The organism is Bradyrhizobium sp. PUT101, assembly GCF_052043945.1.
In the GTDB taxonomy this organism is placed as follows: Bacteria; Pseudomonadota; Alphaproteobacteria; order Rhizobiales; family Xanthobacteraceae; genus Bradyrhizobium.
On sequence record NZ_CP197207.1, the window covers coordinates 2,245,375 to 2,271,189 of the forward strand.

The window sequence follows — 25,815 nt, forward strand, 5'->3', positions numbered from 1 at the left end:
CTGCTCTAGCACCGACCCCGCCCTTGCGCCAATCCCGGGCGCAGAGTCAGGATGAACGGACGATTGCAATTCATGACCGGAGCATACCCATGGCCGACCGCTTGAACGGCTACCGCATACTAATTCTGGAAACGCGGGAGGAGGCGCAGTTTTCGAAGCTTCTGGTCGAGCAAGGCGCCGATGTCGTGCAATGCCCGATGTTTACCATCCATGATGCGCCGGACCCGGCTCCAGTGGAGGCCTGGATTCGCCGCGCCATCGACAAGCCCTTCGACGATCTCGTGCTGATGACGGGCGAAGGCCTGCGCCGGATCATGAAGCTCGCCGGTGCCCGCGGGCTCGACACCGCCCTTGTCGCGGCACTCGCCAAAGCGCGAAAATTCACCCGCGGCCCGAAGCCCGGCAAGGCGCTGCGCGAGATCGGTCTCGAAGCACAGCAGACCACAGAGAAGCCGACCACCGAGGGCGTGATCGAGATGCTGGCCAGGCTCGACCTGAAAGGACGACGCCTCGGTCTCCAGCTCTATCCAGACAAGGACCACGGCGCGCTGACCGGCGCGCTGGCCGCGCAGGGCGCCGCCGTCGATACCGTGCTGCCCTATGTCTACGATTCCAAGGCGGCGGATGCCAACATCGTCGCCGCCATCGACGCCATGGCCGAGGGGCGGATCGATTCCGTCGCGCTGACCAATCTCGGCCAAGTCCGCCGCCTGATCGAGGCCGCGAAAGCGCATGGCGCAGAAGCGAAACTGCGTGCAGGCCTCGAACGTACGTTGATCGCCTCGGTGGGGCCGGCGGTCTCCGGTGAACTCGCCGCGCACGGTCTGCGCACGGACGTCTCGCCGGCGGATGAAGCGTATTTCATGCGTCCGTTGATCTCGGCGATGGCCGCGGCGCTGGCGGAGCGGAAGCCGAGAGCCGCGGCGAGCTAAGAGCCAAGCGTGGGGGCGGCCTGCGGCGGCTGCGATTGACACAAGCATCGCCGGCGCTAGGTTGCGCGACCGCAAGAAGAAACAACAAGGGCAAGGGAATCGCCATGACACGCGTCATCGCGTCGTGAGCGCCACCGCACGACCTTCGGCGCTCGCGCCATTCCGCATCCGCAACTATCGCTTCCAGTGGCCGTCCGACCTGCTCACCTCCTGGGCCTTCGAGGTCGAGACGCTGGTGCTCGGCTGGTACATCCTGGTCGAGACCGGCTCGGTGCTGCTGCTCACCGTGCTTGCTTCACTCCAGTTCGTCGGAACATTGGTCGCGCCCGTGTTCGGCATGATCGGCGACCGCATGGGCCATCGCGATCTCCTGGTCGTGATGCGTCTTGCCTATACGGCGCTGTCGTCGACCATCATGGTCCTGGCGCTGACCGGTCACCTGTCGCCGCTGAGCGTCATGATCATCGTCGCGATCATGGGGCTGATCCGCCCTTCGGATCTCGGCGTCCGGGGCGCACTGCTTGCCGAGATCATGCCGGCCGAGCAACTGGTCGGCGCCATCAGCGTTGCGCGCACGACCCAGGACAGTGCGCGCATCGCGGGAGCATTGACGGGCGCCGGGCTGTTCGCCGTCCTTGGAATTGGCCTCGTGTATGTAGCGATTGCCGGACTCTACCTCATGGCCGCTCTTCTGATGCTCTGTCTGACCCGCCCGGAAAAGTCCGTCACCACGAGCAATCTCCCGGCGAACAGCCACGCCATTTCGAGATTGCTGGGCGACCTCAAGGAAGGCATCGTCTACGCTTGGAATGGCCCGGGAATGCGCGCGGCGCTGTGCGTCGCCTTCCTGGCCAATCTCACCGCATTTCCCTTCACGGGCGGATTGTTGCCCTACATCGCGCGGGAGATCTTTCATACCGACCAGACCGGCCTCGGCTATCTCTCGGCGAGCTTCGCCGTCGGCTCGCTGATCGGCTCCATCACGCTCAGCCTGGTCAGTGGAGTGCGCATTGCCCGGCTTCTGATCGGCGCGACGCTGGTCTGGTACGCCATGCTGCTGGTATTCGTCGAGGTCAGGACCATGCCGGTGGCGATGGCCTGCCTCGTTCTCGCCGGCATCGCCCAGAGCATGTCGATGATCTCGGCCGCCGTCATTCTGATGCGCACCGCGAGCGCACATCTGCGAGGCCGCGTCATGGGCGTGCGCATGATGGTGATCTATGGCTTGCCGATCGGACTGCTCGCGGCCGGCAGCCTTATCGACATCATCGGCTATTCCGCGACGGGCTCGCTCTATGCCGCCGCGGGCTTCTTCGCGATGCTGGCGATCGCGGTGCGTTGGCGCGCCGACCTCTGGCCGGTCCATGCCCCCGCCAATGCGCGGTGACGAATATCCGCCCTAGTCCCCGTACCCGCGCAGCCGCTCGATATCGAGGATGGTGACGCCGCCATACTCCAGCCGCAGCAGCCCCTCTTTCTCCAGTCGGTTCAGCGCGCGGTTGGCGTTCTGCCTGGACATGCCGGAGAGCGCCCCGATCTCCTCCTGGGTGATCTCCAGATGGGTGGTCGATTCGGGATAGAGGATCGGGTTGAACAGCGAAGCAATGCTGCGGGCGAGGCGAGCGGTGGCATCCAGCGTGCGGTTGACCTCGAGCATGCCGATGAACTGGCCGAGCCGCTCATTGAGCTGGCGCACCAGAAAGCGGTTGAAGCCGACGCTGTTCTCGAACAGCCACATGAAGGCACTGCGCTCCATCAGCGCGACGCGGCTGTCGCGCAGTGCGACCACGTCATAGCGGCGCGGCTCGTTCTTGAGCACGCTGCCCTCGCCAAACCAGGCCCCCGCCGTCAGCCCGGCAAGGCTGGTCTCCTTGCCGTCGCGCGAGACCCCGCCCATGCGGGCCAGGCCGCTCACCATGCCGGCCCAATAGCCAAAAACGTCACCGCGCATGAACACGGTCTCGCCGGTGCCGAAGGACCGCTCCGTGATTCCGGCACGCGCGACCTCGATCTCCGCTTGCGTGAGCTCGCGCGACCAGGCGGCGACGCGCTTAAGATGATCTTCTGAAATCATGATCTCGCGGCCAGCCGCACCGTTTCGACACTCCGCCTTCTGCTGCATTGCAACATGATGGTTTCGACCGCCATTCGACCAAAGATGAACGCCGCTGCCGCCCTGCAAACTTTGTCGCAGAATTGTCAGCCGGGAGACATTTCAAAATAGCGCTTTCCCCTATTGAGAACCACCTCGGGCGATACGGCTTTCGATCCCAAACGGGAACGAGAGTGCGCGGCTCCGGTCGAGACCATCTGATGCATGGCCTCACCGTCACCGCCGTACTAGGATCGCTCGACAGAACGGACGAAGAGCGCCGCTAAAATGCGCCATGACCGGGAGGGATACGTTTGGTGGCTACCAGTCTTGAAGTGCGCGGCGTGTCCTTGCGATTCGGCGGTGTTCGAGCGCTGACCGACGTCGGCTTCGCCATTAGGGAGGGCGAGCTGTTCTCGATCATCGGCCCCAACGGCGCCGGCAAGACCTCGATCGTGAACTGTATTTCCGGTCGCTACAAGCCGACCGAAGGCCAGCTCTTCTACCGTGGCCGCGACATCACCGGTTTGACGCCGAACGCCCGCGCCTCGCTTGGCATCGGCCGCACCTTCCAGAACCTGGCGCTATTCCACCATATGAGCGTGCTCGACAACATCATGGTCGGCCGCCATCACCTCCTGAAGAACAATTTCCTGACGGGCTCGCTGTACTGGCTCACCGGCGCGCGCAAGGAAGAGCTCGAGCACCGCCGCAAGGTCGAGGAGATCATCGACTTCCTCGACCTGCAGTCGGTGCGCAAGGCGACCGCGGGCACTCTCTCCTACGGCCTGCGCAAGCGCGTCGAGCTCGCCCGCGCCATGGCGCTGGAGCCGCGTCTCATTCTCCTCGACGAGCCCATGGCCGGCATGAACTTCGAGGAGAAGGAGGACATGGCCCGCTACATCGTCGATCTCAACGAGGAGTTCGGGATGACGGTGGTGATGATCGAGCACGACATGGGCGTGGTGATGGACATCTCCCATCGCGTCATGGTGCTGGATTTCGGCAAGAAGATCGCCGAAGGCGATCCGGCCACCGTGCTCGCCGATCCCCACGTCAGGCGCGCCTATCTCGGCGAGGAGGACGAGGTGCTGGTCGATCCCGACGATGCTCCGCCGGCGCAGGAGAGCGCGGCATGATGGATTACGCAGGCCGCGTCGCGCAGGCCGACACCTATCCGAAAATACTCCGGCTCAACGCGAAGGAGCACGGCAACGAGATCGCATTGCGCGAGAAGGATCTCGGGCTCTGGCGCATTTTCACCTGGAACGACTACCAGACACGGGTGCGCGATTTCGCGCTCGGCCTGGTCGAGCTCGGCCTTGGCCGCGGTGATGTCGTCGGCATCATCGGCGACAACCGGCCGGACTGGGTCGCGGCGGAAGTCGCCACCCACGCCATCGGCGGTCTCAGCCTCGGACTTTATCGAGACGTGCTGGACGAGGAGGCCTCCTATCTCCTCAACTATGGCGAGGCGCAGCTGGTCTTCGCCGAGGACGAGGAGCAGGTCGACAAGCTGCTCACCCTTGCCGAGCGTGTGCCCAAGCTCAAGCACATCATCTATTCCGATCCGCGCGGGATGCGGAAATATGACGACCCCCGGCTGATGTCGGCCGAGAAGTTTGCCGAGCTCGGCCGGGAACGTGCTGCGCGGGAGCCGGAGCTCTACGACAGGCTGGTCGATGCGACCAAGGGAGAGGACGTCGCGATCCTCTGCACGACGTCAGGCACCACCTCGCATCCGAAACTCGCGATGCTCGCGGCCGGGCGCGTGCTCGGCCATTGCGCGACGTATCTCGCCTTCGATCCGAAGGGACCCGATGACGAATACGTTTCGGTGCTGCCGCTGCCCTGGATCATGGAGCAGGTCTACGTGCTCGGCAAAGGCCTGTTGTGCCGGATGAAGATCAACTTCGTCGAAGAGCCCGACACGATGATGAACGATCTGCGCGAGATCGCGCCGACCTTCGTGCTCTTTGCCCCACGGGTTTGGGAATCAATCGCGGCCGACGTCCGCGCCAAGGTGATGGACGCAACGCCCTTCAAGCAGCGCCTGTTCGACATCGGCATGAAGTCGGGTCTTGCCGCGCTCGAACAGGGCAAGCGCTCGGGCTTTGCCGACGCCATCCTGTTCCGTGCGCTACGCGACCGCCTCGGCTTCACCCGCCTGCGGTCGGCCGCCACCGGCGGCGCAGCGCTCGGCCCCGAAACATTCAAATTCTTTCAGGCCATGGGCGTCCCGCTGCGCACGCTCTACGGCCAGACCGAGCTGTTGGGGGCCTATACGCTGCATCCCGAGAGCAAGGTCGACCCGGACACAACCGGCGTGCCGATGGCCGACAGCATCGAGATCCGCATCGACAATGCCGACGTCCACGGCGTCGGTGAGATCGTGGTGCGGCACCCCAACATGTTCCTCGGCTATTACAAGAATCCCGAGGCCAGCGTCGCCGACATCAAGGACGGCTGGATGTGCTCCGGCGACGCCGGCTATTTCAACGCCGACCAGCAGCTCGTCGTCATCGACCGCATCAAGGATCTCGCCGAGACTTCGCGCGGCGAGCGCTTCTCGCCGCAATTCATCGAGAACAAGCTGAAATTCTCGCCCTATATTGCGGAGGCCGTGGTGCTGGGCGCCGGCCGCGACGCGCTCGCGGCGATGATCTGTATCCGCTACTCCATCATCTCGAAATGGGCGGAAAAGAACCGGCTCTCCTTCACCACCTACAGCGACCTCGCCTCGCGGCCCGAGGTTTACGCCCTGCTGCAGAAGGAGGTCGAGACCGTCAACGCCACGCTGCCGCCGGCCCAGCGCATCTCGCGCTTTCTGCTGCTCTACAAGGAGCTGGATGCCGACGATGGCGAGCTTACGCGGACCAGAAAGGTCCGCCGCAGCGTCATCAACGAGAAGTATGAAGGGATTATCGACGCCATCTACCGCGGCGTCGCGGATATTCCCGTCGACACCGTGATCCGCTTCCAGGACGGCACCACGCAGCGGGTGCGCACCACGTTGCGTGTGGTGGACCTCGGCGGCCATGGGCACATGGCGGAGGCGGCGGAATGAGCCAGGCAGAACGGCACGCCCCAGCTCTTCGCCTCAGCACCTCGCATGCGGAGACTCCCCCTCACCCGCCGCGCGTTCCGCGCGCCGGACTCTCCCCGCAGGCGGGGAGAGGCGAAGGACAGCAGATCACATGAACACGGCCTTCCTCATTCAGCTCCTGGTCAATGGCCTCGTGGTCGGCACGCTCTACGGCGTGGTCGCGATGTCGTTCGTGCTGATCTACAAGGCGACGCAGGTCGTCAATTTCGCGCAAGGAGAATTGCTGCTGGTCGGCGCCTGGGTGTGCTGGGCACTGCTGGCAAAATACCAGGTGCCGTTCTGGATCGGCATGCCGATCACGCTGGTGTTCATGTTCGCGTTCGGCATCGCGATCCAGGTGCTGATCCTGCGTCCGATGATCGGCGAGCCCATCATCTCGGTGATCATGGTGACGATCGGCCTCTCCACCGTGCTGCAGGCGACGCTGAAGTGGATGTTCGGCGTCAATCCACAGCCGTTCCCGCGCATTTTCGAGAGCCAGTCGGTCAGCCTGTTCGGGCTCCAGATCCAGACCGTCTATGTCATGAGCCTCGTCGTCTCGGTCGCCATGATGATCGGCATGGCCTGGTTCTTCCGCGCCTCCAAATACGGCCTTGCGATGCGCGCCACCGCGTTCAACCAGCAGGTCGCGCAGTCGCTCGGCATCTCCGTCAAGAGCGTGTTCGCGATGGCCTGGGCGATCTCGGCGACGGTATCGGCCGTCGCCGGCGTCGTCGTTGCCGTCGTGAATGGCGTGTCCTCGGGCCTTGCCGCCTACGGCATCAAGGTGTTCCCGGCGGCGATCCTCGGCGGCCTCGATTCCGTCGGCGGCGCGGTGCTCGGCGGCATCATCATCGGCCTGCTCGAGAACGTCGCGCAATATGTCGACAGCGAGTATCTGCACTGGGGCAATCTCTACGAGATCGCACCGTTCTACGTCCTCATCATCGTGCTGATGATCAAGCCCTACGGCCTGTTCGGCACCCACGACATCGAGCGGATCTGACCTATGGCCGGCCCTGCCCTCATCCCCGCTGGTGATTACCGCACCTCCTACGCGGCCGACACCACGATCTTCCCGACGACCACCAGCCGCAACTTCGCAATCGCAGGCGTTGCGCTGCTGTGCCTCGCGCCGCAATTCTTCAGCGGCTACTGGCTCAGCGTCCTGATCCAGATCGGCATCTTCTCGATCGCGGCGCTCGGCCTCAACATCCTGGTCGGCTTCACCGGCCAGATCTCGATCGGGCACGCCGCCTTCTTCCTGCTCGGCGCATTTACCTCCGCCTACATTTCCAACAACGCGCCGATCCCGGTGTTCTTCGCAATTCCGCTCGCTGGCATCGTCACTGCGCTGGTCGGGCTGATCTTCGGCATTCCGGCGGCGCGGCTGAAAGGTCTCTACCTCGTCATTGCGACGCTGGCCGCGCAATACATCCTGCTCGACTTCTTCTCGCGCGCCGAATGGTTCTCCGGCGGCTCGGTGCCGGCGAGCGCCGCGCCCTTCTCGATCTTCGGCTATACGCTGCGCGGCGACCGGCAGTACTTCTACGTCGTGCTGGCCTATGTGCTCGTGAGCTACGTCCTCGTCACCAATCTGATGCGCACCCGTGACGGCCGCGCGCTGGTGGCGATCCGCGACCATTATCTCTCCGCCGAGATCATGGGCATCAACCTCACCAAGTACCGGACGCTGTCGTTCGGGCTAGCCGCCTTCTTCGCCGGCATCGCCGGCGCGCTCTATGCGCATTACCAGCTCGTGGTGTCGCAGGAGGGCTTCGGTATCGAGCGTTCGATCCTGTTCCTCGCTATGATCATCATCGGCGGCACCGGCTCGATCATGGGCACGCTGATGGGTACCGCCTTCGTGGTGCTGCTGCCGGAATCGATGGAGTGGCTGAGCCATCAACTGAAGGGCGGCGCGATCGACCAGGCGCTCTCGCTCAACAACAACATCACCTTCCTGCGCGAGATCGCGATCGGGGTGATCATCATCGCATTCCTGATGTTCGAGCCTGACGGGCTCGCGCATCGCTGGCGGCAGATCAAGGCGTATTGGAAACTCTACCCGTTCTCGCATTGAGGCGGGCAACTTCACTTAAACAATAAACAGGAGGAACCGACCCATGACGACAAAGTCCCTTTTGAGCACCGCATCGCTCGTGCTTGCGATCGCCGCATTCTCGGCGAGCGCGCAGGCGCAGATCGCGATCGGACATCTCGCCGATTATTCCGGCGGCACCTCGGACGTCGGCACGCCCTATGGCCAGGCCGTCGCCGACACCTTCGCCTGGGTCAACAAGAACGGCGGCGTCGGCGGCAAGCAGCTCAATGTCGATACCAACGACTATGGCTACCAGGTGCCGCGCGCGATCGCGCTCTACAAGAAGTGGTCGGCGCCCGACTCCAAGGTCGCCGCGATCATGGGCTGGGGCACCGCCGACACCGAAGCGCTGACCGGCTTCCTTGCCCAGGACAAGATCCCCGACATGTCCGGCTCCTATGCCGCCGCCCTCACCGATCCCGAAGGCGTCAGCGGCAAGGCGAAGCCCGCTCCTTACAATTTCTTCTATGGCCCGAGCTATTCGGACGCACTGCGCGCGATGCTGATGTGGGCGGCCGAGGACTGGAAGGCCAAGGGCAAGCCCGGCAAGCCGAAATTCGTGCACATGGGCGCCAACCATCCTTATCCGAACGCGCCGAAGGCCGCCGGTGAAGCCATGGCGCAGGAGCTCGGCTTCGAGGTTCTGCCGCCGCTGGTGTTCGCCCTCACGCCGGGTGACTACAGCGCACAGTGCCTGAGCCTGAAATCCTCGGGCGCCAACTACGCCTATCTCGGCAACACCGCCGCCTCCAACATCTCGGTGATGAAGGCCTGCAAGACCGCCGGCGTCGAGATCCAGTTCCTCGGCAACGTCTGGGGCATGGACGAGAATGCGGCCAAGACCGCGGGCGATGCGGCCAACGGCGTGATCTTCCCGCTGCGCACCGCGGTGAGTTGGGGCGGCGATGCGCCCGGCATGAAGACGTTGATGGAGATCTCGAAGATGTCCGACCCCACCGGCAAGGTCTATCGTCCCGTGCACTACGTCGCGGCCGTCTGCTCGGCGATGTACATGAAGGAGGCGATCGACTGGGCCGCCAAGAACGGCGGCGCCACCGGCGAGAACGTCGCCAAGGGCTTCCACCAGAAGAAAGACTGGGTGCCGGCCGGGATGGAAGGCGTCTGCAATGCCTCGACCTGGACCGAGAAGGACCATCGCGGCACGCTCAAGGTCGACCTCTATCGCACCAAGGTCTCAGGCGCGACCGACGGCGACCTCAACGACGTCATGGCCAAGGGCACGATCAAGCTCGAGAAGGTCAAGACCGTCGAGCTGCCGCGCAAGCCGGAACTGCTGGGGTGGTGAGCGCCAATCTCCGACGTCATGGCCGGGCGTGTCCCGGCCATCCACGTCTGAACGACCAGCATGAAGAACGTGGATGCCCGGGACAAGCCCGGGCATGACGAGAGCAGCAGATTGGCGGCATAATCAATGACCGAAATCATAGAAGCGACACGGTCCTCCCCCAGCATCGTCCCCGCCCCGCCGCTCCTCGCCGTGCGCAACATCGAGGTCGTCTACGACGACGTCATCCTGGTGCTGCGCGGCCTCAGCCTCGACGTGCCGAAAGGTGCGATCGTGGCGCTCCTGGGCGCCAACGGGGCCGGCAAGTCGACGACACTGAAGGCGATCTCCGGGTTGCTCAAGACCGAAGACGGCGAGGTTACGCGCGGCGAGATCCTGTTCGAAGGTGAGCGGATCAACGGCATCGACCCCGATAAGATCGTGCGCCGCGGCATCTTCCAGGTGATGGAGGGCCGGCGCATCGTCGCCGACATGACGTCGCTGGAGAACCTCAAGCTCGGCGCCTTCACCCGCAGGGACCGCGAGGTCGATTCCGACCTCGACATGGTCTTCAACTACTTTCCGCGCCTGAAGGAGCGCACTGGCCTTGCCGGCTATCTATCCGGCGGTGAGCAGCAGATGCTCGCGATCGGCCGGGCTCTGATGGCGCGCCCGAAGATGATCTTGATGGACGAGCCTTCGATGGGCCTATCGCCGCTGCTGGTGAAGGAAGTGTTCTCGATCATCCAGAAGATCAACCGCGACCTCGGCGTCACCATCCTGCTGGTCGAGCAGAACGCGCGCGCTGCGCTCTCGGTCGCGGGCCACGGCTACATCATGGAACAGGGCAAGGTCGTGCTCGACGGCAGCGCGGACGAATTGCGCGACAACGAGGACGTCAAGGAATTCTATCTCGGCGGCGCCGGCGACCAGCGCAAGAGCTTCAAGAACCTCAAGAGCTTCAAGCGGCGCAAGCGCTGGCTGTAGCGTTTTCAAGCGAAGTGGGAACCGGTTCGCGTGAAGAAAACGCGTCAATACAAGAGAGCTTCAATTTTCAAGCACCTGCTCCGCTTCCGTGACTGCGCAGAGAACATGATAGAACGACGACGCAGGAATGGTGTCGATCAGCGATTTGCCGTCGCGATCGAACTGGTCGTACCAGCCACCCTTCACGGGATGGCTGAGATAGTGCCGTTCGAGCCGCACCAGCGCCGCGCGCGCCTCATCCGCCGCGCCCGCCTCGCCGGACTCGGCTTGCGCGATCCACGCCTTCGCGATCTCGGTCTGCGGCCACAGCCGGCGCGTGCTGCGACGGATGTTGCCGACGTCGTCCCCCTCGTCGATCAGGCAGCCCGTGGCCTTGTCGCGATAGCGCAGCGCGGTCGACAGCAGTTCGGCACGCCGCTGCCCTGTCGGGCAGCCCGTGATGCGCTCGAAACCCTTCAGCAGCCAAACCCATTCTGCCTGGTGACCCGGCTCGACGCTGACCGGCTCGATCTTCGACCAGTCCTCCTCGAAGTACTCCGTCAGGATGCGCTTCTGCTTGTCGTAGAGATTGGCCAGGAACAGTGCGAAGAATTCTCCGGCACGGTTCTGGAACGACAGATCGTGGGTCGCCTCGAAGCACGCGATCATCGCCTCGAACAGATGCATGTGCGGATTCTGCCGGCGCGGCAGCGAGACCGGAAGACCTTCGTGAACGCCACCATGCGGCGAGCGCAGATCGCCGTCGAGGAAGGCGAGCAGCGCATCGATCTCGGCGCGGACCTGCGCATCCTGGTCAAGGGCGTAGACGGCTGCGAGCGCAAAGAGGATGAAGGCGTGGTCATAGGCATCGCGCCGGGCATCCAGCACCGATCCTTCCGGCGTCAGCCGGTGCACATAGCCGGGCCGGCCGTCGGGCGCCTTCGCTCTGGCCAGCAGATGCTCCAGCCCCTTCAGCGCGATGTTGCGCCCCTCAGGATACCAGCCCATCTGCGCAGCCTTGGCGTAGCAATAGATCTGCCGCGCTTGCACGAACACACGCCGCGGCGCGGCCGGGTCCGCCGTGCCGTCGTGGTGCAGCCGGTCGATGAAGCCGCCCGCGGCATCGTCCCAGCCGGTCGTCGACCACAGCGGCAATGCGTCCTCGATCATGCGGCGCTTCAGGCGCGCGACGACATCCGTCGCCTCGTCCGCCGCAATGAGTCCTATGTCCGCCATCGGATCCCCTTCAAGCCTCGCCAATGGCGGTCTGATACCCATGCCGGTGGCGGCGCGCAACGGATGCCAACACGGAAACAACAGCCATGACCGCCCATTACGACGCCCGCGAGACGCGCGAGCAAGCCGCCCGTGAGGCAGATCTGTTCTCCCGCCTGCCTGACGTGCTGCGAGCCGCGATGGCCGCCCCGGCCTATGCCGAGCGACTCAAAGGCCTTGATTCCGCCACTGTGACCACCAGGGCGGCGCTGGCGGGCCTGCCGGTGCTGCGCAAGTCGGAACTGCCCGCCCTGCACAAGGCCTCTACGCCTTTCGGCGGCTTCGTGGCGGCGGCCCCGGGCTCGTTCGCCCGCCTGTTCACGTCGCCTGGGCCGATCTTCGAACCGGAGGGGCGGCAGGCCGATCCCTGGCGCGGTGCAAGGGCGCTGTTCGCGGCCGGGTTCCGCCCCGATGACATCGTCCTCAACACCTTCAGTTATCATCTTACCCCCGGCGGCTTCATCTTCGACGCGTCGGCGCGCGCCCTCGGCTGCGCCGTCATCCCGGCCGGTCCCGGCAATACCGAACAGCAATTCGAGTTGATCGAGGCATACAGCCCAGTCGGCTACAGCGGCACGCCGGACTTTCTGAAGATTCTGCTCGATGCCGCTGCCAGTTCGGGCCGCGATATCTCCTCGATCAAGCGCGCGCTGGTTTCCGGCGCCGCGTTCCCGCCCTCGCTTCAGGCTGAGATCAAGGCGCGCGGCATCGACGCCTACCAGGCTTTCGGCACCGCCGATCTCGGCCTCATCGCGTTCGAGACCGAGGCGCGCGAGGGCATGGTCGTGAACGAAGACCTGATCCTGGAGATCGTCAATCCCGGCACCGGAGATCCGGTAGCGCCGGGCGACGTCGGCGAGATCGTCGTGACCTCGCTCGATCCGCACCACCCCTGGATCCGGCTCGCACTCGGCGACCTCACCGCGGCCTTGCCCGGCACGAGTCCTTGCGGGCGCACGAATATGCGAATCAAAGGCTGGATGGGCCGCGCCGACCAGACCACCAAGGTCAAGGGCATGTTCGTCCGGCCCGAGCAGATCGCCGAGATCGGCAAGCGCCATTCCGCAATCGGAAGACTGCGCCTCGTCGTCACGCGCCAGGGCGAAGCCGACGCGATGACGCTGAGAGCGGAAACGGCGGCCGCGAACGACGCCCTGCGTGAAGAGATCGCCGCCAGCTTGCGCGCGGTGACGAAACTCGGCGGAAGCGTCGAGTTGGTCAGTCCCGGCACGCTGCCGAATGACGGCAAGGTGATCGCGGACGAGCGGTAACGTCGACTGACGTCGACGGCAAGATCGCTATCGCCAATGCAACGAACAGGCAAGAGTTAAGCGGATTGGTGTCCGCGTGGACACCCCGGATATGCGAAGCGCATTCATTCCGCGACTGCGATCAACTCGCCGGCGCGCAGCGGCATCGCGCGGCGTCGTATTTTCCGCATTTGATCCAGAGCTGATTCCAAGATTCATTTCGTGTGGACCGTTACGTGCGCCTTCTTTAAGAGCCGCGGCCGCTGTAAACGGGCATTGCGTGGCCGAAGCGCTTGACAGTGCCGTTTGCGTGCAATGCCCCGGGGGCGCAGGAACCTTGCATCGTCCCTGCGGCTCCCGTATTACCAACCCTGCTGCAATATGGCCTGGAATTGGCCCCTCCCGGATCCAAAACGTGCTTGAACCGACCCTCGTCACCATCGCCGAGACAGAGACCATTGAGGAAGCCTTCCGGCGCCTGAATGCGAACATGCTCGGCATCCTGTTCGCGCAGGATGCGAGCGGACGAATCGTCGGCGCCGTGACGGACGGTGACATCCGCAGGCGCATGCTGACCGGCATCACGATCCAGGACCGGGTTGCGTCCTGCATCAATCGCAACTTCGTCTGGGCGCCGACCGGCGGCCCGCGCGAGCAGATCCTCAAGCTGCTCGACCAGCGCGTGCATGTGGTGCCGATCCTCGACGGTGAGGGACGGCTGGTCGACGTATTCAGCCGCGAGCTGTTCAACCTGTCGGAAGAGAGCGAGGTGTTCGCGCGTGCCCGCTCGCCGGTGCGGATCAGCTTCTCCGGCGGCGGCACCGACCTGACGCATTACTTCGTGGCGAATGACGGCGGCGCGGTTATCAGTGCCACGATCAAGATGTACGCTCACGCGACGCTGCGGCGCCGGAGCGATCCCAGCATCCGGATCTACTCGCACGATTTCCGCCGCACGGTCGAGGCCGACAATCTCGCAGAACTCGGAACGGGCGGAGATCTCGCGCTGATCAAGTCGGTCGTGCGCCTGATCAAGCCGACTTATGGATTCGAGCTCGAGGTATCCGCCGATTTCCCGGTTGGTTCCGGCCTCGGCGGCTCCGCGGTGGTCTCGTCCGCGATCATCGGTTGCTTCAACGAATTCCGCGGGGATCAGTGGGACCGCCACGAGATCGCGGAAATGGCGTTCCAGGCCGAGCGGCTGATGCTCAACATTCCCGGCGGCTGGCAGGATCAGTACGCCACCGTGTTCGGCGGCTTCAATCACATGGAGTTCTTCTCCGACCAGAACACCATCGTGCCGCTTCGTCTCGATCCCAACATCATCGCCGAGCTCGAGGAGAGCCTGGTGCTCTGCTACGCCGGCTCCGGCCGCGATTCCGGCGCCATTCACCGCGACCAGAAGGCTCAGCACGAGACCAGCGACGCCGTCGCCGCGGCTGCCAAGCAGAAGGAAGTGACGCGCGACATAAGGCGGCACCTGCTGCGCGGCCAGCTCCTGGAATGCGGCCGGCTGATCGACGAGGCCTGGCACGCCAAACGGAAGCTGAGCTCGAAGATCTCGTCGGAGGCGATCGACGCGATCTACGATTTCGCCAAGCAGCACGGTGCGGTCGGCGGAAAGCTCCTGGGCGCCGGCGGCGGCGGTTACTTCCTGTTCTTCGTACGTCCGTTCGAGCGTTACCAGCTCATCGCGGCGCTGGAACAGCAGGGGCATCGCTGTTCGCGCATCATGTTCGAAGAGAACGGGCTGCGGACGTGGAAGTCGCGCGTTCCCGCGCGGCTCGCCTGACGCATATGAGACGAGAATGTTGATGACATCGCCCAAACAGTCTGCTCCGGTCCGCATCGGCAACCGTCTTCTGGGCGATGGCGAACCCTGCTACGTCATCGCCGAAATCGGCAACAACCACAATGGCGACTTCGACCGCGCCATTGCGCTGGTCGATGCCGCGGTCGCGGCCGGCGCCGATTGCGCCAAATTCCAGATGCGCAAACTCGACGAGGTCTATCGCGCCTCAAGCCTGTCCGGGAAGGACGACGACCTCGCGGTCGAATATACGCTCGATCTCCTGCGCCGCTTCGAGCTGCCGACCGCGCAGCAAAAGAAGATCGCCGAGTATTGCGTAGCCAAAGGTATCGAATACCTCTGCACGCCCTGGGACGCGAAGAGCGTCGCCGTGCTCGAAGGCTTCGGCGTGCAGGCCTACAAGGTCGCCTCGGCCGACCTCACCAACCTGCCGCTGCTCGGTCGCCTCACCGCCACCGGCAAGACGCTGATCGTCTCGACCGGCATGAGCACGACGGACGAGATCAAGGCCGCGGCGAAGTTCCTCGACGACCGCAACGCTAGCTATGCGCTCCTGCATTGCCAGAGCACCTATCCGGCAGCGCTCCACAACATCCATCTGCGTTTCATGGAGACGCTGCGCGAAATTCATCCGGTCGTCGGCTATTCCGGACATGAGCGCGGCATCGCCGTTTCGACGGCCGCTGTCGCGCTCGGCGCGGTGATCATCGAACGCCACATCACGCTCGACCGCGAGATGGAAGGTCCGGACCATGCCGCGAGCCTGGAGCCGGAGGAATTCAAGGCACTCGTCTCCGGCATCCGCGAGGTCGAGGCGGCGCGCGGCGAGAAGCTCGCGGAACGTGCGCTGAGCCAGGGCGAGCTGATCAACCGCGAAAATCTCGCCAAGAGCCTGGTCGCCGCGCGCGACCTTCCGGCCGGTACGATGATCTCCGAGAGCGACATTGCCGTGAAAAGCCCGGGACAGGGCCTGTCGCCGCTGAAGATGCCGGCGCTGCTCGGCCGCAGGCTGAGGCGGACGATGGCAGCGGACGACTATTTCTTCCAGAGCGACCTCGACGAAGGCGTCGCAAAGGCACGGCGCTACCGTTTTGACCGGCCTTGGGGGGTGCCGGTGCGTTATCACGATACCGCGCGCTTCCTGGAGATCTGCGAGCCCGACATCATCGAATTCCATCTCAGCTACAGCGACATGGAGCGCGATCCCGCGGCCTATCTCTCCGGCACCTATGATCTCGGCTTCGTCGTGCATGCGCCGGAGCTGTTTGCCGGATCCAAGCTGATGGACCTAGCAACCCCCGACGAGGCGCTGCGGCGATATTCGCTGGAGCAGACGCAAGCGGTGATCGACATCACCCGCGGCCTGAAGAAGTTCTTCCCCAAGACCAAGCGCCCGCCCATCGTCGCCAACATCGGCGGCTTCACCATGGACGAGCCGCTGCCGCCGGAGGAGAAGGCCGAGCGCTACCGCATCTTTGCGCAGAGCTTGACCGAGCTCGACATGGACGGCGTCGAGCTGACGCCGCAGACCATGGCACCGTTCCCCTGGCATTTCGGCGGCCAGCGTCATCAAAACATCTTCATCTTCCCGGAGGAGTCGGCCGCATTCTGCGCCAGGCATGATCTGCGCATGTGCGTCGACATCTCCCACACCAAGCTCGCCGCCAATCATTTCGGCTTCGACTTTGCCCAAGGCCTCGCCCAGCTCGGGCCGCACACTGCACATCTGCATTTCGGCGACGCCAAGGGGCTCGACGGCGAAGGACTCCAGATCGGCGAAGGTGAGATCGATTTCGACGAGATCGGACAGGTGCTGCGCAAGCATGCGCCGACGGCGTCGTTCATTCCCGAGATATGGCAGGGCCACAAGAACATGGGCGAAGGCTTCTGGACCGCGCTCGAGCGTCTCGAGGGACACATCTGATGGCGCGCAAGACGCTGGCCGTGATCGCCGCGCGCGGCGGCTCCAAGGGCATCCCGCACAAGAACCTGCTCGATCTCTGCGGCAAGCCGCTGATCGCCTGGACGGTCGAGCAGGCGCGCGCCGCACGCGGCGTCGACGTGGTGGCGGTCTCGTCGGACAGCGACAATATCCTGGCCGCGGCCGAGGCCGCGGGCGCCGTCGGCGTGCGGCGTCCGGATGACATTTCGGGTGACCTCGCCTCCTCCGAATCCGCCTGGCTGCATGCCCTCGATGCAGCCGAGGCGGGGATGGGACGGTTCGAGCGCATCGTCGCACTTCAGGCCACATCGCCGATCCGCGAGCCCGGCGACATCGAGAACGCGCTTGCAACCTTCGATCGCGACCGTCTCGACAGCCTGCTCTCGGTCTGCGAGGTCGAGGATTACTTCAACTGGCGGATCGGCACGAGCGGACCAGAGCCGATCAATTACGACTATCGCAACCGCCGCATGCGGCAGCAGATCGAGAAGCGCTACCTCGAGAACGGCTCGTTCTACGTCCTGATCCCATCCCTCCTGCGCGAGCAGAGCAACCGTCTCGGCGGCAAGATCGGCTTCCACGTGATGGAGCGTCACAAGATGTTCCAGATCGATCGTCCCGAGGACGTCAAGCTTTGCGCCGCCATCATGCGCAGTTACGGCTATGCCTGATCTCAGCGCCTTCTCTCTCGCAGGCAAGATCGCGGTGGTCACCGGCGCCTCGCGGGGTATTGGCGCAGCGATTGCAAGCGGCCTGCAGGGTGCGGATGCCACGGTGTTCGGCCTCAGCCGGTCCGGGACCGCGCCGCAGGGCGTCACTGCCATTGCCTGCGATCTCTCCGACGACCGAGCGATCGACAGCGCGTTCCGCGCCATTGCGGCAAAAACCGAACGCATCGACGCGCTCGTGAATGCCGCCGGCATCAGTCTTCCGGCCCAGAGCGCCGAAAGCGAGCTCGCGCGCTTCCGCGCCACGGTCGCAACCGACCTCACCGGCGTCTACGCCACCATCCTCGCCGCCTATCCGCTCCTGAAGAACGCCGGCTCGGCCACAATCGTCAACGTCACCAGCATCAACTCGATCCGAGGCTTTCCCGGCAATCCCGGCTACGTGGCGGCGAAGGCGGGCCTTGCCGGGCTGACGCGGGCACTCGCCGCCGACTACGCATCCGACGGCATCCGCGTCAACGCGCTTGCACCGGGCTATGTCGCAACCGAGATGACTGCGAAGAGCTTTGCCGATCCGGTCATGCACGAGGCGAGGCGCCGCCACACCATGCTCGGCCGCTGGGGGCAGCCCGCCGATATGATCGGCGCCGCTATCTTCCTGGCCTCGGACGCCTCCGCCTATATGACCGGCCAGGAAATCTTCGTCGATGGCGGCTGGACCACCAAGGGTCTCGCCATCAGCTCGGATAGCACATCGTGACCGCAACACTGCAACGCATCGGCTTCATGCAGGGACGCCTGTCGGCACTGGTCGACGGCAAGATCCAGGCGTTCCCGTGGAATGAATGGCGCGAGGAATTTCCCCGCGCCAAGGCGCTCGGCCTGACGCGAATGGAATGGACCATCGATCAGGAGCGGCTGCGCGAGAACCCGCTGACGACCGAGCCGGGACAACAGGAGATTCTGGCGCTGTCGCGCGAGAACGGCGTGCGCATCCCGAGCCTGACCGGCGATTGCTTCATGCAGGCACCGTTCTGGAAGGTCGACGCCGTGGTACGCGACGCGCTCGTCGCCGAACTCGACCTCCTCATCGCCGCCTGTAGCCGCATCGGCATCGAATTCGTGGTGATCCCGCTGGTCGACAACGGCAAGATCGAGCGCCAGAGCGAGACCGATACGTTGAAGCGCGTGCTTCTCGCGCGCTCCGAGCAGCTCGCAAGACGGAACGTCAGGATCGTCTTCGAATCCGATCTGCCACCGCATGAGCTCGCCCGGTTCATGGAGGCGTTTCCGGCGGACGTCTTCGGCATCAACTACGACAGCGGCAACAGCGCTTCGCTCGGCTATGACAGCGGCGAGGAGATAGACGCCTACGCGCCGCGCATTCTCAATGTCCATGTGAAGGACCGCATTCGGGGCGGCACCACCGTGCCGCTTGGCACGGGCAATGCCGACTTGGCGAAGACGATCCGTCTGATCGAACGCTCCGGCTACAAGGGGCAGTACATCCTGCAAACCGCGCGAGCCAGCGACGGCGATCACGCCGGCGCGCTGGCGAAATATCGCGACATGACGGTTCGCTGGATCGAGGATGCCGCGCGATGAAACTCGAGCTGAATGATCGCGTCGCGCTCGTCACAGGCGCCAGCCGCGGCATCGGGCTTGCGATCGCGACGACGCTCGCCGCGGAAGGTGCCAAGGTCGCGCTCGCCGCACGCCGTGCCGATGCGCTCGATGCCGCACGGGCCGCGGTCCGCGGCAGCACGTCGGGACACGTGGCCGATGTCACCGATCCGGCTGCCGCTGCGACGTTGGTGCAGGAGATCGAACGGCAGTGGGGCCGCCTCGACATTCTCGTCTGTAACGTCGGCAGCGGCGCTTCCGTACCTCCTGGGAAGGAAACCGCCGCGGAGTGGTCGCGGGTGATGGACCTCAATCTCTTCGCCACGACCAACGTCATCGAGGCCGCCCGGCCGCTGATGGCGCGCGGCAGCGGCGACCGGGCCATCGCCTGCATCTCTTCGATCGCAGGCATGGCGGCGCTTGGCGCGCCCGTTACCTACTATGCCGCGAAAGCCGCGCTGAATGCGACCGTGCGTGGCTTGGCCCGCCCCCTGGCGCTCGAAGGCATACGCATCAACGCGGTTGCACCGGGCAACATCCTGGCCGCCGACGGCACCTGGGCACATAAGCTTGCGGAAAATCGTGCTGCGGTCGAGGAGATGCTTGTGCGCGAGGTCGCGCTGCGCCGCTTGGGGAAGCCAGAGGAGGTCGCCGACCTCGTCGCCTTTCTCGTCTCGCCCCGCGCGGCATTCATCACCGGCAGCGTGATGGTCGCCGACGGCGGCCAGTTGCGTAGCTGAACAGGAGCCTCCCGATGGCAAGCCCGTCCTCACGCTATGACCTGACCGGCCGCACCGCTCTCGTGACCGGCGCAGGCGGCCTGCTGGGCCGGCAGCATGTCGCCGCGCTTTCGGAAGCGGGTGCTCGCGTCGTCGTCACCGACGTCGGGCTTGCGCAAGCCGAAGCGGCCGTCGCCGCGCTCATGCAGAAAGCGCCCTCCGCCGACCTGATCGCGCTTGCGATCGACGTGACCTCACTTGATTCGGTGCGGGCTGCAAACGAGCAACTTTCCGGCCGCGGCGTCTCCATCGACATCCTCGTCAACAACGCGGCCATCGACCCCAAGGTGACTTCTTCACCCGGCGTGATGCATTCTTCCCGCTTCGAGGCGTTTCCGGTGCCGCAATGGCAGACCGAGATCGCCGTGGGCCTGACCGGCGCGATGCTGTGCGCGCAGGTGTTCGGCGGCGCGATGGCCCAACGTGGTCGCGGCGTGATCCTCAACATCGCCTCCGATCTCGGCGTGATCGCGCCGGACCAGCGAATCTACCGCCAGCCACAGGTGACACGAGAGGAGGAGCAGCCGGTGAAGCCGGTGACTTACTCGGTGATCAAGCACGGCCTGATCGGGCTGACGAAATATCTGGCGACCTATTGGGCCGACCGCGGCGTCCGCGTCAACGCGATCTCTCCCGGCGGCGTCTTCAACAACCAGGATCCCGCCTTCGTCGAACGACTGACGCGCCTGATCCCCATGGGGCGCATGGCCGAGGTCGACGAGTACCGCGCCGCGGTGCAGTTCCTCTGCTCCGACGCCTCGAGCTACATGACCGGGCAGAACCTGGTGATCGACGGCGGGAGAAGCGTGTGGTAGCGGCGCAAGCGCCTACGCGCGACGGCTCCCCAGCCCGAGGGCGTCCTCTCATGCGAATTCTCGATCCACGATCACCATTTCTGAGATACACGTCCGCCGGACATTGATCACGGCCGACCTCTGACGGGTTTGTCGGATTCAGGCCGGACGCTCTCACTATTGCCGAAGAGGACATCAATCTCTGACTGCCCTCCGCTTGGAGGCGCGAGAGCCGGCTCCGCTCCTGCTAACACATCGACGTCGTTTGAGGGTCTGCTTGGGCTAGTCTGGCCGCGAAGGCAAGCCCGGCGAGCGCAAGCATGATGAGCCGCGCGTAAGTGATCTTAGTGATCGGCGGCCGGATGCGGCCTCCGATTCACGGTCCGGGCTAAATCGCGTTTGGTCCTGCATCAGGTTGGCTTCGTGCGCCTTGATGAAAGGTGAAGCAGCCGCTCACGGGCAATACAAGTGCGACTGGATACAAGAAGATCTTTCTGCCCCTGAAGAACAACGCTGCCGGAACGGAGGCTGACGATGACGCAAAAGCCTATTCCAACCGTATCGCAGCACGCCCGGGAGATATCTATCGGATACTTCTATCCACCACCAGGCGACGACCAGAACGTTCGAGACGACCCAGAAGCCGAGCACCAGGCCGAGGGTGGAGTCTTCATGTGCTCGTCAAACTTCAGCAGGCGATGAAGACCGCTAGATCAATGCTGCAGAATGCCCGCGAGGTTCATGTGCGCAGGCCGCGAGTGCTCGATGCCCAGCAACGTCCGCCGATTGTCGTTCGTGCGTTGCAGGTGCAGGCTCGCGAGCGTCATCCCGGCGCAAGTGGTAACCGTGGTCCCGCGGCCGCCGAACGGCTTTAGGAAATCGAACACCCGACTGCCGAACATGTCGACGACCGACATCTCGCGCGCCCCGAGCGGCGGAATCTCGCCGAACTCGGCGTCGATCTGCGCGCCATCCTCGCGGATCAGCTTCGATGTCGGCCGCGCCGCATGAGCATATTCGGGATCGGAGGAGTGATTGATCAACATCAGACTGCTGACGATATCGCTGGTCGCAATGATCTTCGGATTGATCCCGGTGAACCCGACATGCGCCTTGAGTCTGCCCTCGTTCAAGGGCCGGGCAAAGGCCCCAGTGCGATAGATCGCGACGTTATCCTGATCGACATAGGTCATCGAATAGCTCGCAGGCGAGGACCGGAAGCCGTCCATGCGCCCGCGCGACATGACGGCGATGACCAAATAATCATCCTGTGGCAGCTCAAGCGAGTCGAAAAGATGCGACAGTTCGATCTCGACGGAGGCACCCGGCGTATATTTGTCCGGAAACTCGTAGGTCGCCCGGTACTCGCCGTCGCGGGATAGAATGTGCAGCTTGAATCTCAGCTTCTTGCTGAAGCCCGAGGCGACTAGGCTGGCGAGCTCGGGAACGAGATCCTTGACCGCTTCGCGAAAATTCTTGCGCAGGCTGCCGGCAACTAGACTGCGGAGATACCTGATGTCAACCGGACGATACCAGGCAGGAATCGAGAAACCCATACGCGACTCGACGCCCGCAAAAGTCGGGAACATGAATCTGGGCTCGTAGGGCTTCCAGGGACTGGACGAGAAACGGGTCACGGACGTGCCCCTAAAAATGATGCAAGCTGAACTTGCCGTTGGCAAATTCATAATAGCTGAACGGACTGGCGATGTTGGTGCCCTTGAACTCCAGGGCGAAACCTTCGGCCACGCCGATCAGCGATTCAGCCTCTGGGAAAAGATCAAGCGTGCTGATGCGGACGGCTCCCATCGGCGCGATCTCCGGCAGCGCGCATTGGCCCAATGCAGTGCCGTCCAGGGCCATAAGCCTGGCGGTCCCAACCGAGACGCCTTCGGACGCCATGCAGGAATTCACGAGCACCACGCCGGACTCCTTCAAGAATCGCGTGAGATAGGACTGCATCCAGGCTGAGGTTGGAAACGGCACTGCCGCGACGGGTTCGCGCTCATGCGACAACGTCACCGCGCCGTGCTGCGAGAAATATTGTGCGTAGTAGCCGGTGGTCACCTTCCGTCCGGGGCGAAGCTTGGTCTCGTGTTTCGGGACCAGCGCCATCGCCACCGTTCCGGAAACCCGCGGACACAGCTCCGAAGTCTGCAACTGCAATTGTCCGTTGACGCCAAGCTCCCTATGGAAGTACCCGGCCGGCTTGCCTGCTCCGTCGAAGAGCCAGACATGAGCATCCACTTCCGGATGATCCTTGAGGAAGACCGAGAAGTAGTTGAATGCGCAGACTTCCGTCGTGACGGTCTCGTCGTTGCGCAGATAAAGAACGGCGGGCGGATAGCCGCTCGCGACAGCCTCTCCGATCTGCAGTTCACCGGACATCGACAAGCCTCAACGGGAGAGCAATGGACCGGCACAGACCAAACCGACCGGCGGCTTTGTACAAATCATACGCGATGTTCCGGCCCGTATGCTAAAACACCGACGCAATTTGAGCGTCTGTTTACGCTCAGCCGACAGTGGAATCAATCGGAAATGGAGCCGCACCGAGCGGTTCGGAAAACACGGCTTGCCACGAGCACGCCAGCAGCCCAGATGGCAACCTGTCTCTGGCCGCGAGGCTGCCGGAAAAGATGACACTCGACCTCGGTCGAGTGCGATTCCGCCCACGCCAGAAAACCTAGCATTGCGGCTCCTGTATGACCGAAGCTGGCTATGTGACTTGGTACCTGCCTGCACAGCCGCATCACCGGCTTTTCCAGGACCTCCACCGTGCTTCCACGATCTTTCGTCAGCACCACTCAATCACGACGTCAATTCGGCCGAGGAATCACTGACGTGCGCTGGCAGACAAAGGCGCGAGCGTTCTCGGTGCTGTCGAACATCCCTTTTGGCGAAGACATTCACTACGCTCTGCAGCGTTACGTCACTCGACGGCTGCCGCGGCCCGAGAAGCAGGTCAGATCCGTCTACACGCTCGCGCGGCGGCTGCTGGGCGTTCACGAAGCGTACAGTCTGCAGCCGCTACGGGATTCGACTTGCTTCGAGTTCGGCGCCGGGCGCGATCCGATCATTCCGCTCGCCTTCAGCGCGCACGGAGCGCAGCGCTTCATCACAGTCGACATCGCGCGCTTGGCCAAGCTGGAGCTGATCCGCTCCAATGCCGCCGCCATTTCCAGACTCAGCGGCACCAGCCACCCCGATATCAATTCCCTAGACGACCTCGAACGTTCGTGGAGGATCTACTATCGCGCGCCAGCCGATGCCCGGACGACAGGCCTGCCGGCCGGTTCGATCGACTGCGCGGTCTCCGTCGAAACGCTCGAACACATTCCCAAGGATGACATCGCGGCGATCTTGAAGGAGTTGCGACGCATCATGCGTCCTGACGGACTGGTCCTCATGCAGATCGACTATGGCGACCACTTCAAAGGCTTCGATCCGTCCATCAGCTCGTTCAACTTTCTGACCTATTCCGGGGAGGATTGGGCGCCCTTCCAGTCGCGTTTCCAGTACGTCAATCGTTTGCGCCACAGCGAGTATCTGAAACTATTTAGAGAGACCGGGTTTGAGCTACTCAGCGATCAGCCCGATCGCCGGCCGCCGGAGCGGCATATTCTGGAACGATTGGCCCCATGCTTCAGAGGCTTCTCCGAAGAGGATCTGTTCACGCTTGGCTCCCTGATCATCGGCCGTCCGGCCGATCCATCGAACCGAAATTGAAGACCATCGAACCGAAATTGAAGATCGCCGTTTGCTCGTTGCTTGGCAGAATTGCGGGCTGTGTCAGAGCGATTGCGGACGTCGCACCACAAGGCGGCGAAACAATCGAGTCCTATCGGCCAGCACCCACGGAAGAATGGGCGCCCGCTCCTCGATAATGATTGCCGCAAACAGCGCAGCAATCTTCACCCAATATGTCGGCGTCGCGACAAAATTCAGCATGCCGCCGATATACATCACGTAGATGCCGTACAGCACGTAGAAAGATAGAGTCGCCGTCAGATATCGTTCGACGATGATTGACCGGATCATGACAGCTGAGAGGAGCGCAGTGAGCCAACCGGCCCCCAGCAGGAAGATCCAGCCGAAATAAGGACCAAACAGCTCGAAGAAAATTTCGGGAAACCCGCCCGCGAACTGAAAACCGCCTGTGATGTGTTCCGTCGTCCGCGGCTCACCAATGGTTTCGGACATCAGAAGCTGCGGGGTCGTGTTCCGTCCCGCAACGATGGGGCGGTCGAACAGAAAATCGAAGACGTGGCGCGCGTCCCAATCTCCGTTGACCAGAACGCGTTGATAGGACGCCCATCCGATCTCCGAGGGCTGCACCAGAACGCGCTCGACAAAAGCATCCAGCGCCGCCTGACCTTCGAACCCTCGGACCCTGGTCAGATTCCAATAGAGCGCGAATGCAATCATCATGGCCGTCAGCACAATGACGCCGGTACCGGCCAGCACGATGCGGCGGTCGGTAATCCGGGGCAGCAAGCTGAACAAACTTGCGCTCCCGAGATCTCGCGCCTGAACGATCAGCACCGCGGAAAACGGTATGACAAAGAACGCACAATATCGGTAGAACGGCGAGAAGCGCCCGCCTGCGAGAAACATGTAGAAGGTGAGGACGGCCAGCAAACCCACGAAGCGGTAATCGTATCGCTGGCGTCGCAGTCGCTCGGCCGCAAACATGGTCCCCCACCAGAAGCAGAGCATGTCGCCTCGCTCGATCACCAGGCGATGGAGAAAATTGGCCTGTTCGTTGAAGGTCCAACGCTCGATCTTGGCAAACAGCGGAATGACACCTCCCTGAATCAGGGCACCGAAAAGCAAGATCAAGAAGAGGATGGACGCGTAGAACGTGACGTCCGAAAGGGTCAGCCGGGATTGGGACGCAGGCAGCCCGGGAGTTGGAGCCGCCCGTGCCCATTCATCGAGCGCCCTCGAATTGAAGACCCAGAGGAAGGGAAGAAGCGTCAGAAAATACGCGATCGACTGGAACACCGTCATGACGCCGGGTCCAATGAACATCTGAAGCTGGGACGAGAACACGGGCCCCGTGAGATCGATATAGAGCGACGAGATCGTCCGCCATGCGAAGGTAAACAAAAGGAAGGCAAGGCAAATGAGGATCGCCGACCTGAACAGTCCCAACCAGACGATGAAGAGTAGTATGGAGGCTCCAGCCAGAAGGGTCATTGCCGAAG

At 63.6% G+C, this 25,815-nt stretch carries 22 protein-coding genes; 17 read left to right on the forward strand and 5 right to left on the reverse strand.

Translation table 11 applies throughout. From position 1 onward, the window contains the following. The first annotated feature begins 89 nt into the window (after positions 1 to 89). Together ACSHT2_RS10985 and ACSHT2_RS10990 are read left to right on the forward strand one after the other, a co-directional pair. Positions 90 to 932 (forward strand): uroporphyrinogen-III synthase, encoded by an 843-nt coding sequence (locus ACSHT2_RS10985; RefSeq protein WP_440641576.1) that lies wholly within the window; start codon positions 90 to 92, stop codon positions 930 to 932. 124 nt (positions 933 to 1,056) lie between these two features. Beyond that, a complete protein-coding gene (locus ACSHT2_RS10990; RefSeq protein ID WP_440641577.1) occupies positions 1,057 to 2,319 on the forward strand; it encodes an MFS transporter in 1,263 nt (420 codons plus the stop codon). Positions 2,320 to 2,331: 12 nt separating this feature from the next. On the opposite strand, the gene ACSHT2_RS10995 is transcribed toward ACSHT2_RS10990, so the two are convergent. Next, positions 2,332 to 3,006 carry a Crp/Fnr family transcriptional regulator gene (locus ACSHT2_RS10995; RefSeq protein WP_440641578.1) on the reverse strand — a complete coding sequence of 225 codons (675 nt, stop codon included), beginning with the start codon at positions 3,004 to 3,006 and terminating at the stop codon, positions 2,332 to 2,334. Between the two features lie 335 nt (positions 3,007 to 3,341). Here ACSHT2_RS10995 and ACSHT2_RS11000 point away from each other — a divergent pair, with 335 nt between their 5' ends. From ACSHT2_RS11000 to ACSHT2_RS11025, 6 genes are all read left to right on the forward strand, one after another. Beyond that, positions 3,342 to 4,163 (forward strand): ABC transporter ATP-binding protein, encoded by an 822-nt coding sequence (locus ACSHT2_RS11000; RefSeq protein ID WP_440641579.1) that lies wholly within the window; start codon positions 3,342 to 3,344, stop codon positions 4,161 to 4,163. Then, positions 4,160 to 6,091, forward strand: a complete 1,932-nt coding sequence (locus ACSHT2_RS11005; RefSeq protein WP_440641580.1) for a long-chain fatty acid--CoA ligase — start codon at positions 4,160 to 4,162, stop codon at positions 6,089 to 6,091. The genes ACSHT2_RS11000 and ACSHT2_RS11005 overlap by 4 nt, the downstream gene beginning before the upstream one ends. A 130-nt stretch (positions 6,092 to 6,221) precedes the next feature. Continuing rightward, complete coding sequence (locus ACSHT2_RS11010) at positions 6,222 to 7,115, forward strand: branched-chain amino acid ABC transporter permease (protein ID WP_035674394.1); 894 nt, start codon at positions 6,222 to 6,224, stop codon at positions 7,113 to 7,115. A 3-nt stretch (positions 7,116 to 7,118) separates the two neighbouring features. Then, positions 7,119 to 8,192 carry a branched-chain amino acid ABC transporter permease gene (locus ACSHT2_RS11015; protein WP_440641581.1) on the forward strand — a complete coding sequence of 358 codons (1,074 nt, stop codon included), beginning with the start codon at positions 7,119 to 7,121 and terminating at the stop codon, positions 8,190 to 8,192. 43 nt (positions 8,193 to 8,235) lie between these two features. Then, complete coding sequence (locus ACSHT2_RS11020; RefSeq protein ID WP_440641582.1) at positions 8,236 to 9,519, forward strand: ABC transporter substrate-binding protein; 1,284 nt, start codon at positions 8,236 to 8,238, stop codon at positions 9,517 to 9,519. Positions 9,520 to 9,645: 126 nt separating this feature from the next. After that, the gene (locus ACSHT2_RS11025; RefSeq protein ID WP_440641583.1) at positions 9,646 to 10,485 is read left to right on the forward strand and encodes an ABC transporter ATP-binding protein; all 840 of its coding nucleotides are present in this window, start codon (positions 9,646 to 9,648) and stop codon (positions 10,483 to 10,485) included. Positions 10,486 to 10,545: 60 nt separating this feature from the next. Here the strand turns inward: ACSHT2_RS11025 and ACSHT2_RS11030 are convergent, their stop codons facing one another. Continuing rightward, complete coding sequence (locus ACSHT2_RS11030; RefSeq protein ID WP_440641584.1) at positions 10,546 to 11,700, reverse strand: AGE family epimerase/isomerase; 1,155 nt, start codon at positions 11,698 to 11,700, stop codon at positions 10,546 to 10,548. Positions 11,701 to 11,786: 86 nt separating this feature from the next. Between ACSHT2_RS11030 and ACSHT2_RS11035 the strand changes: the two genes are divergently transcribed. The 8 genes from ACSHT2_RS11035 to ACSHT2_RS11070 all read left to right on the forward strand — a co-directional run bounded on the left by ACSHT2_RS11035 (position 11,787) and on the right by ACSHT2_RS11070 (position 20,626). Next, entirely contained in the window at positions 11,787 to 13,010 is a 1,224-nt protein-coding gene (locus tag ACSHT2_RS11035) for a phenylacetate--CoA ligase family protein (protein ID WP_440641585.1), read from the forward strand. Positions 13,011 to 13,404: 394 nt separating this feature from the next. Continuing rightward, positions 13,405 to 14,781, forward strand: a complete 1,377-nt coding sequence (locus tag ACSHT2_RS11040; protein ID WP_440641586.1) for a GHMP family kinase ATP-binding protein — start codon at positions 13,405 to 13,407, stop codon at positions 14,779 to 14,781. Between the two features lie 22 nt (positions 14,782 to 14,803). After that, entirely contained in the window at positions 14,804 to 16,723 is a 1,920-nt protein-coding gene (locus tag ACSHT2_RS11045) for an N-acetylneuraminate synthase family protein (protein ID WP_440641587.1), read from the forward strand. Then, a complete protein-coding gene (locus ACSHT2_RS11050) occupies positions 16,723 to 17,412 on the forward strand; it encodes an acylneuraminate cytidylyltransferase family protein (protein WP_440641588.1) in 690 nt (229 codons plus the stop codon). The genes ACSHT2_RS11045 and ACSHT2_RS11050 overlap by 1 nt, the downstream gene beginning before the upstream one ends. Continuing rightward, a complete protein-coding gene (locus ACSHT2_RS11055; RefSeq protein ID WP_440641589.1) occupies positions 17,405 to 18,169 on the forward strand; it encodes an SDR family oxidoreductase in 765 nt (254 codons plus the stop codon). The genes ACSHT2_RS11050 and ACSHT2_RS11055 overlap by 8 nt, the downstream gene beginning before the upstream one ends. Further along, positions 18,166 to 19,014 (forward strand): sugar phosphate isomerase/epimerase family protein, encoded by an 849-nt coding sequence (locus ACSHT2_RS11060; protein ID WP_440641590.1) that lies wholly within the window; start codon positions 18,166 to 18,168, stop codon positions 19,012 to 19,014. Before ACSHT2_RS11055 ends, ACSHT2_RS11060 begins: the two co-directional genes overlap by 4 nt. Further along, the gene (locus ACSHT2_RS11065) at positions 19,011 to 19,772 is read left to right on the forward strand and encodes an SDR family NAD(P)-dependent oxidoreductase (RefSeq protein ID WP_440641591.1); all 762 of its coding nucleotides are present in this window, start codon (positions 19,011 to 19,013) and stop codon (positions 19,770 to 19,772) included. The genes ACSHT2_RS11060 and ACSHT2_RS11065 overlap by 4 nt, the downstream gene beginning before the upstream one ends. Positions 19,773 to 19,786: 14 nt before the next feature. After that, complete coding sequence (locus tag ACSHT2_RS11070; protein ID WP_440641592.1) at positions 19,787 to 20,626, forward strand: SDR family oxidoreductase; 840 nt, start codon at positions 19,787 to 19,789, stop codon at positions 20,624 to 20,626. Positions 20,627 to 21,318: 692 nt separating this feature from the next. On the opposite strand, the gene ACSHT2_RS11075 is transcribed toward ACSHT2_RS11070, so the two are convergent. Continuing rightward, positions 21,319 to 22,242, reverse strand: coding sequence for a hypothetical protein (locus tag ACSHT2_RS11075; protein ID WP_440641593.1), 924 nt, complete (start codon positions 22,240 to 22,242; stop codon positions 21,319 to 21,321). 10 nt (positions 22,243 to 22,252) lie between these two features. Further along, positions 22,253 to 22,993, reverse strand: coding sequence for a hypothetical protein (locus ACSHT2_RS11080; protein ID WP_440641594.1), 741 nt, complete (start codon positions 22,991 to 22,993; stop codon positions 22,253 to 22,255). Between the two features lie 456 nt (positions 22,994 to 23,449). Here ACSHT2_RS11080 and ACSHT2_RS11085 point away from each other — a divergent pair, with 456 nt between their 5' ends. After that, the gene (locus tag ACSHT2_RS11085) at positions 23,450 to 24,334 is read left to right on the forward strand and encodes a class I SAM-dependent methyltransferase (RefSeq protein ID WP_440641595.1); all 885 of its coding nucleotides are present in this window, start codon (positions 23,450 to 23,452) and stop codon (positions 24,332 to 24,334) included. A gap of 63 nt (positions 24,335 to 24,397) precedes the next feature. On the opposite strand, the gene ACSHT2_RS11090 is transcribed toward ACSHT2_RS11085, so the two are convergent. After that, positions 24,398 to 25,807, reverse strand: a complete 1,410-nt coding sequence (locus tag ACSHT2_RS11090) for a DUF6418 domain-containing protein (RefSeq protein ID WP_440641596.1) — start codon at positions 25,805 to 25,807, stop codon at positions 24,398 to 24,400. Positions 25,808 to 25,815: the final 8 nt, after the last annotated feature.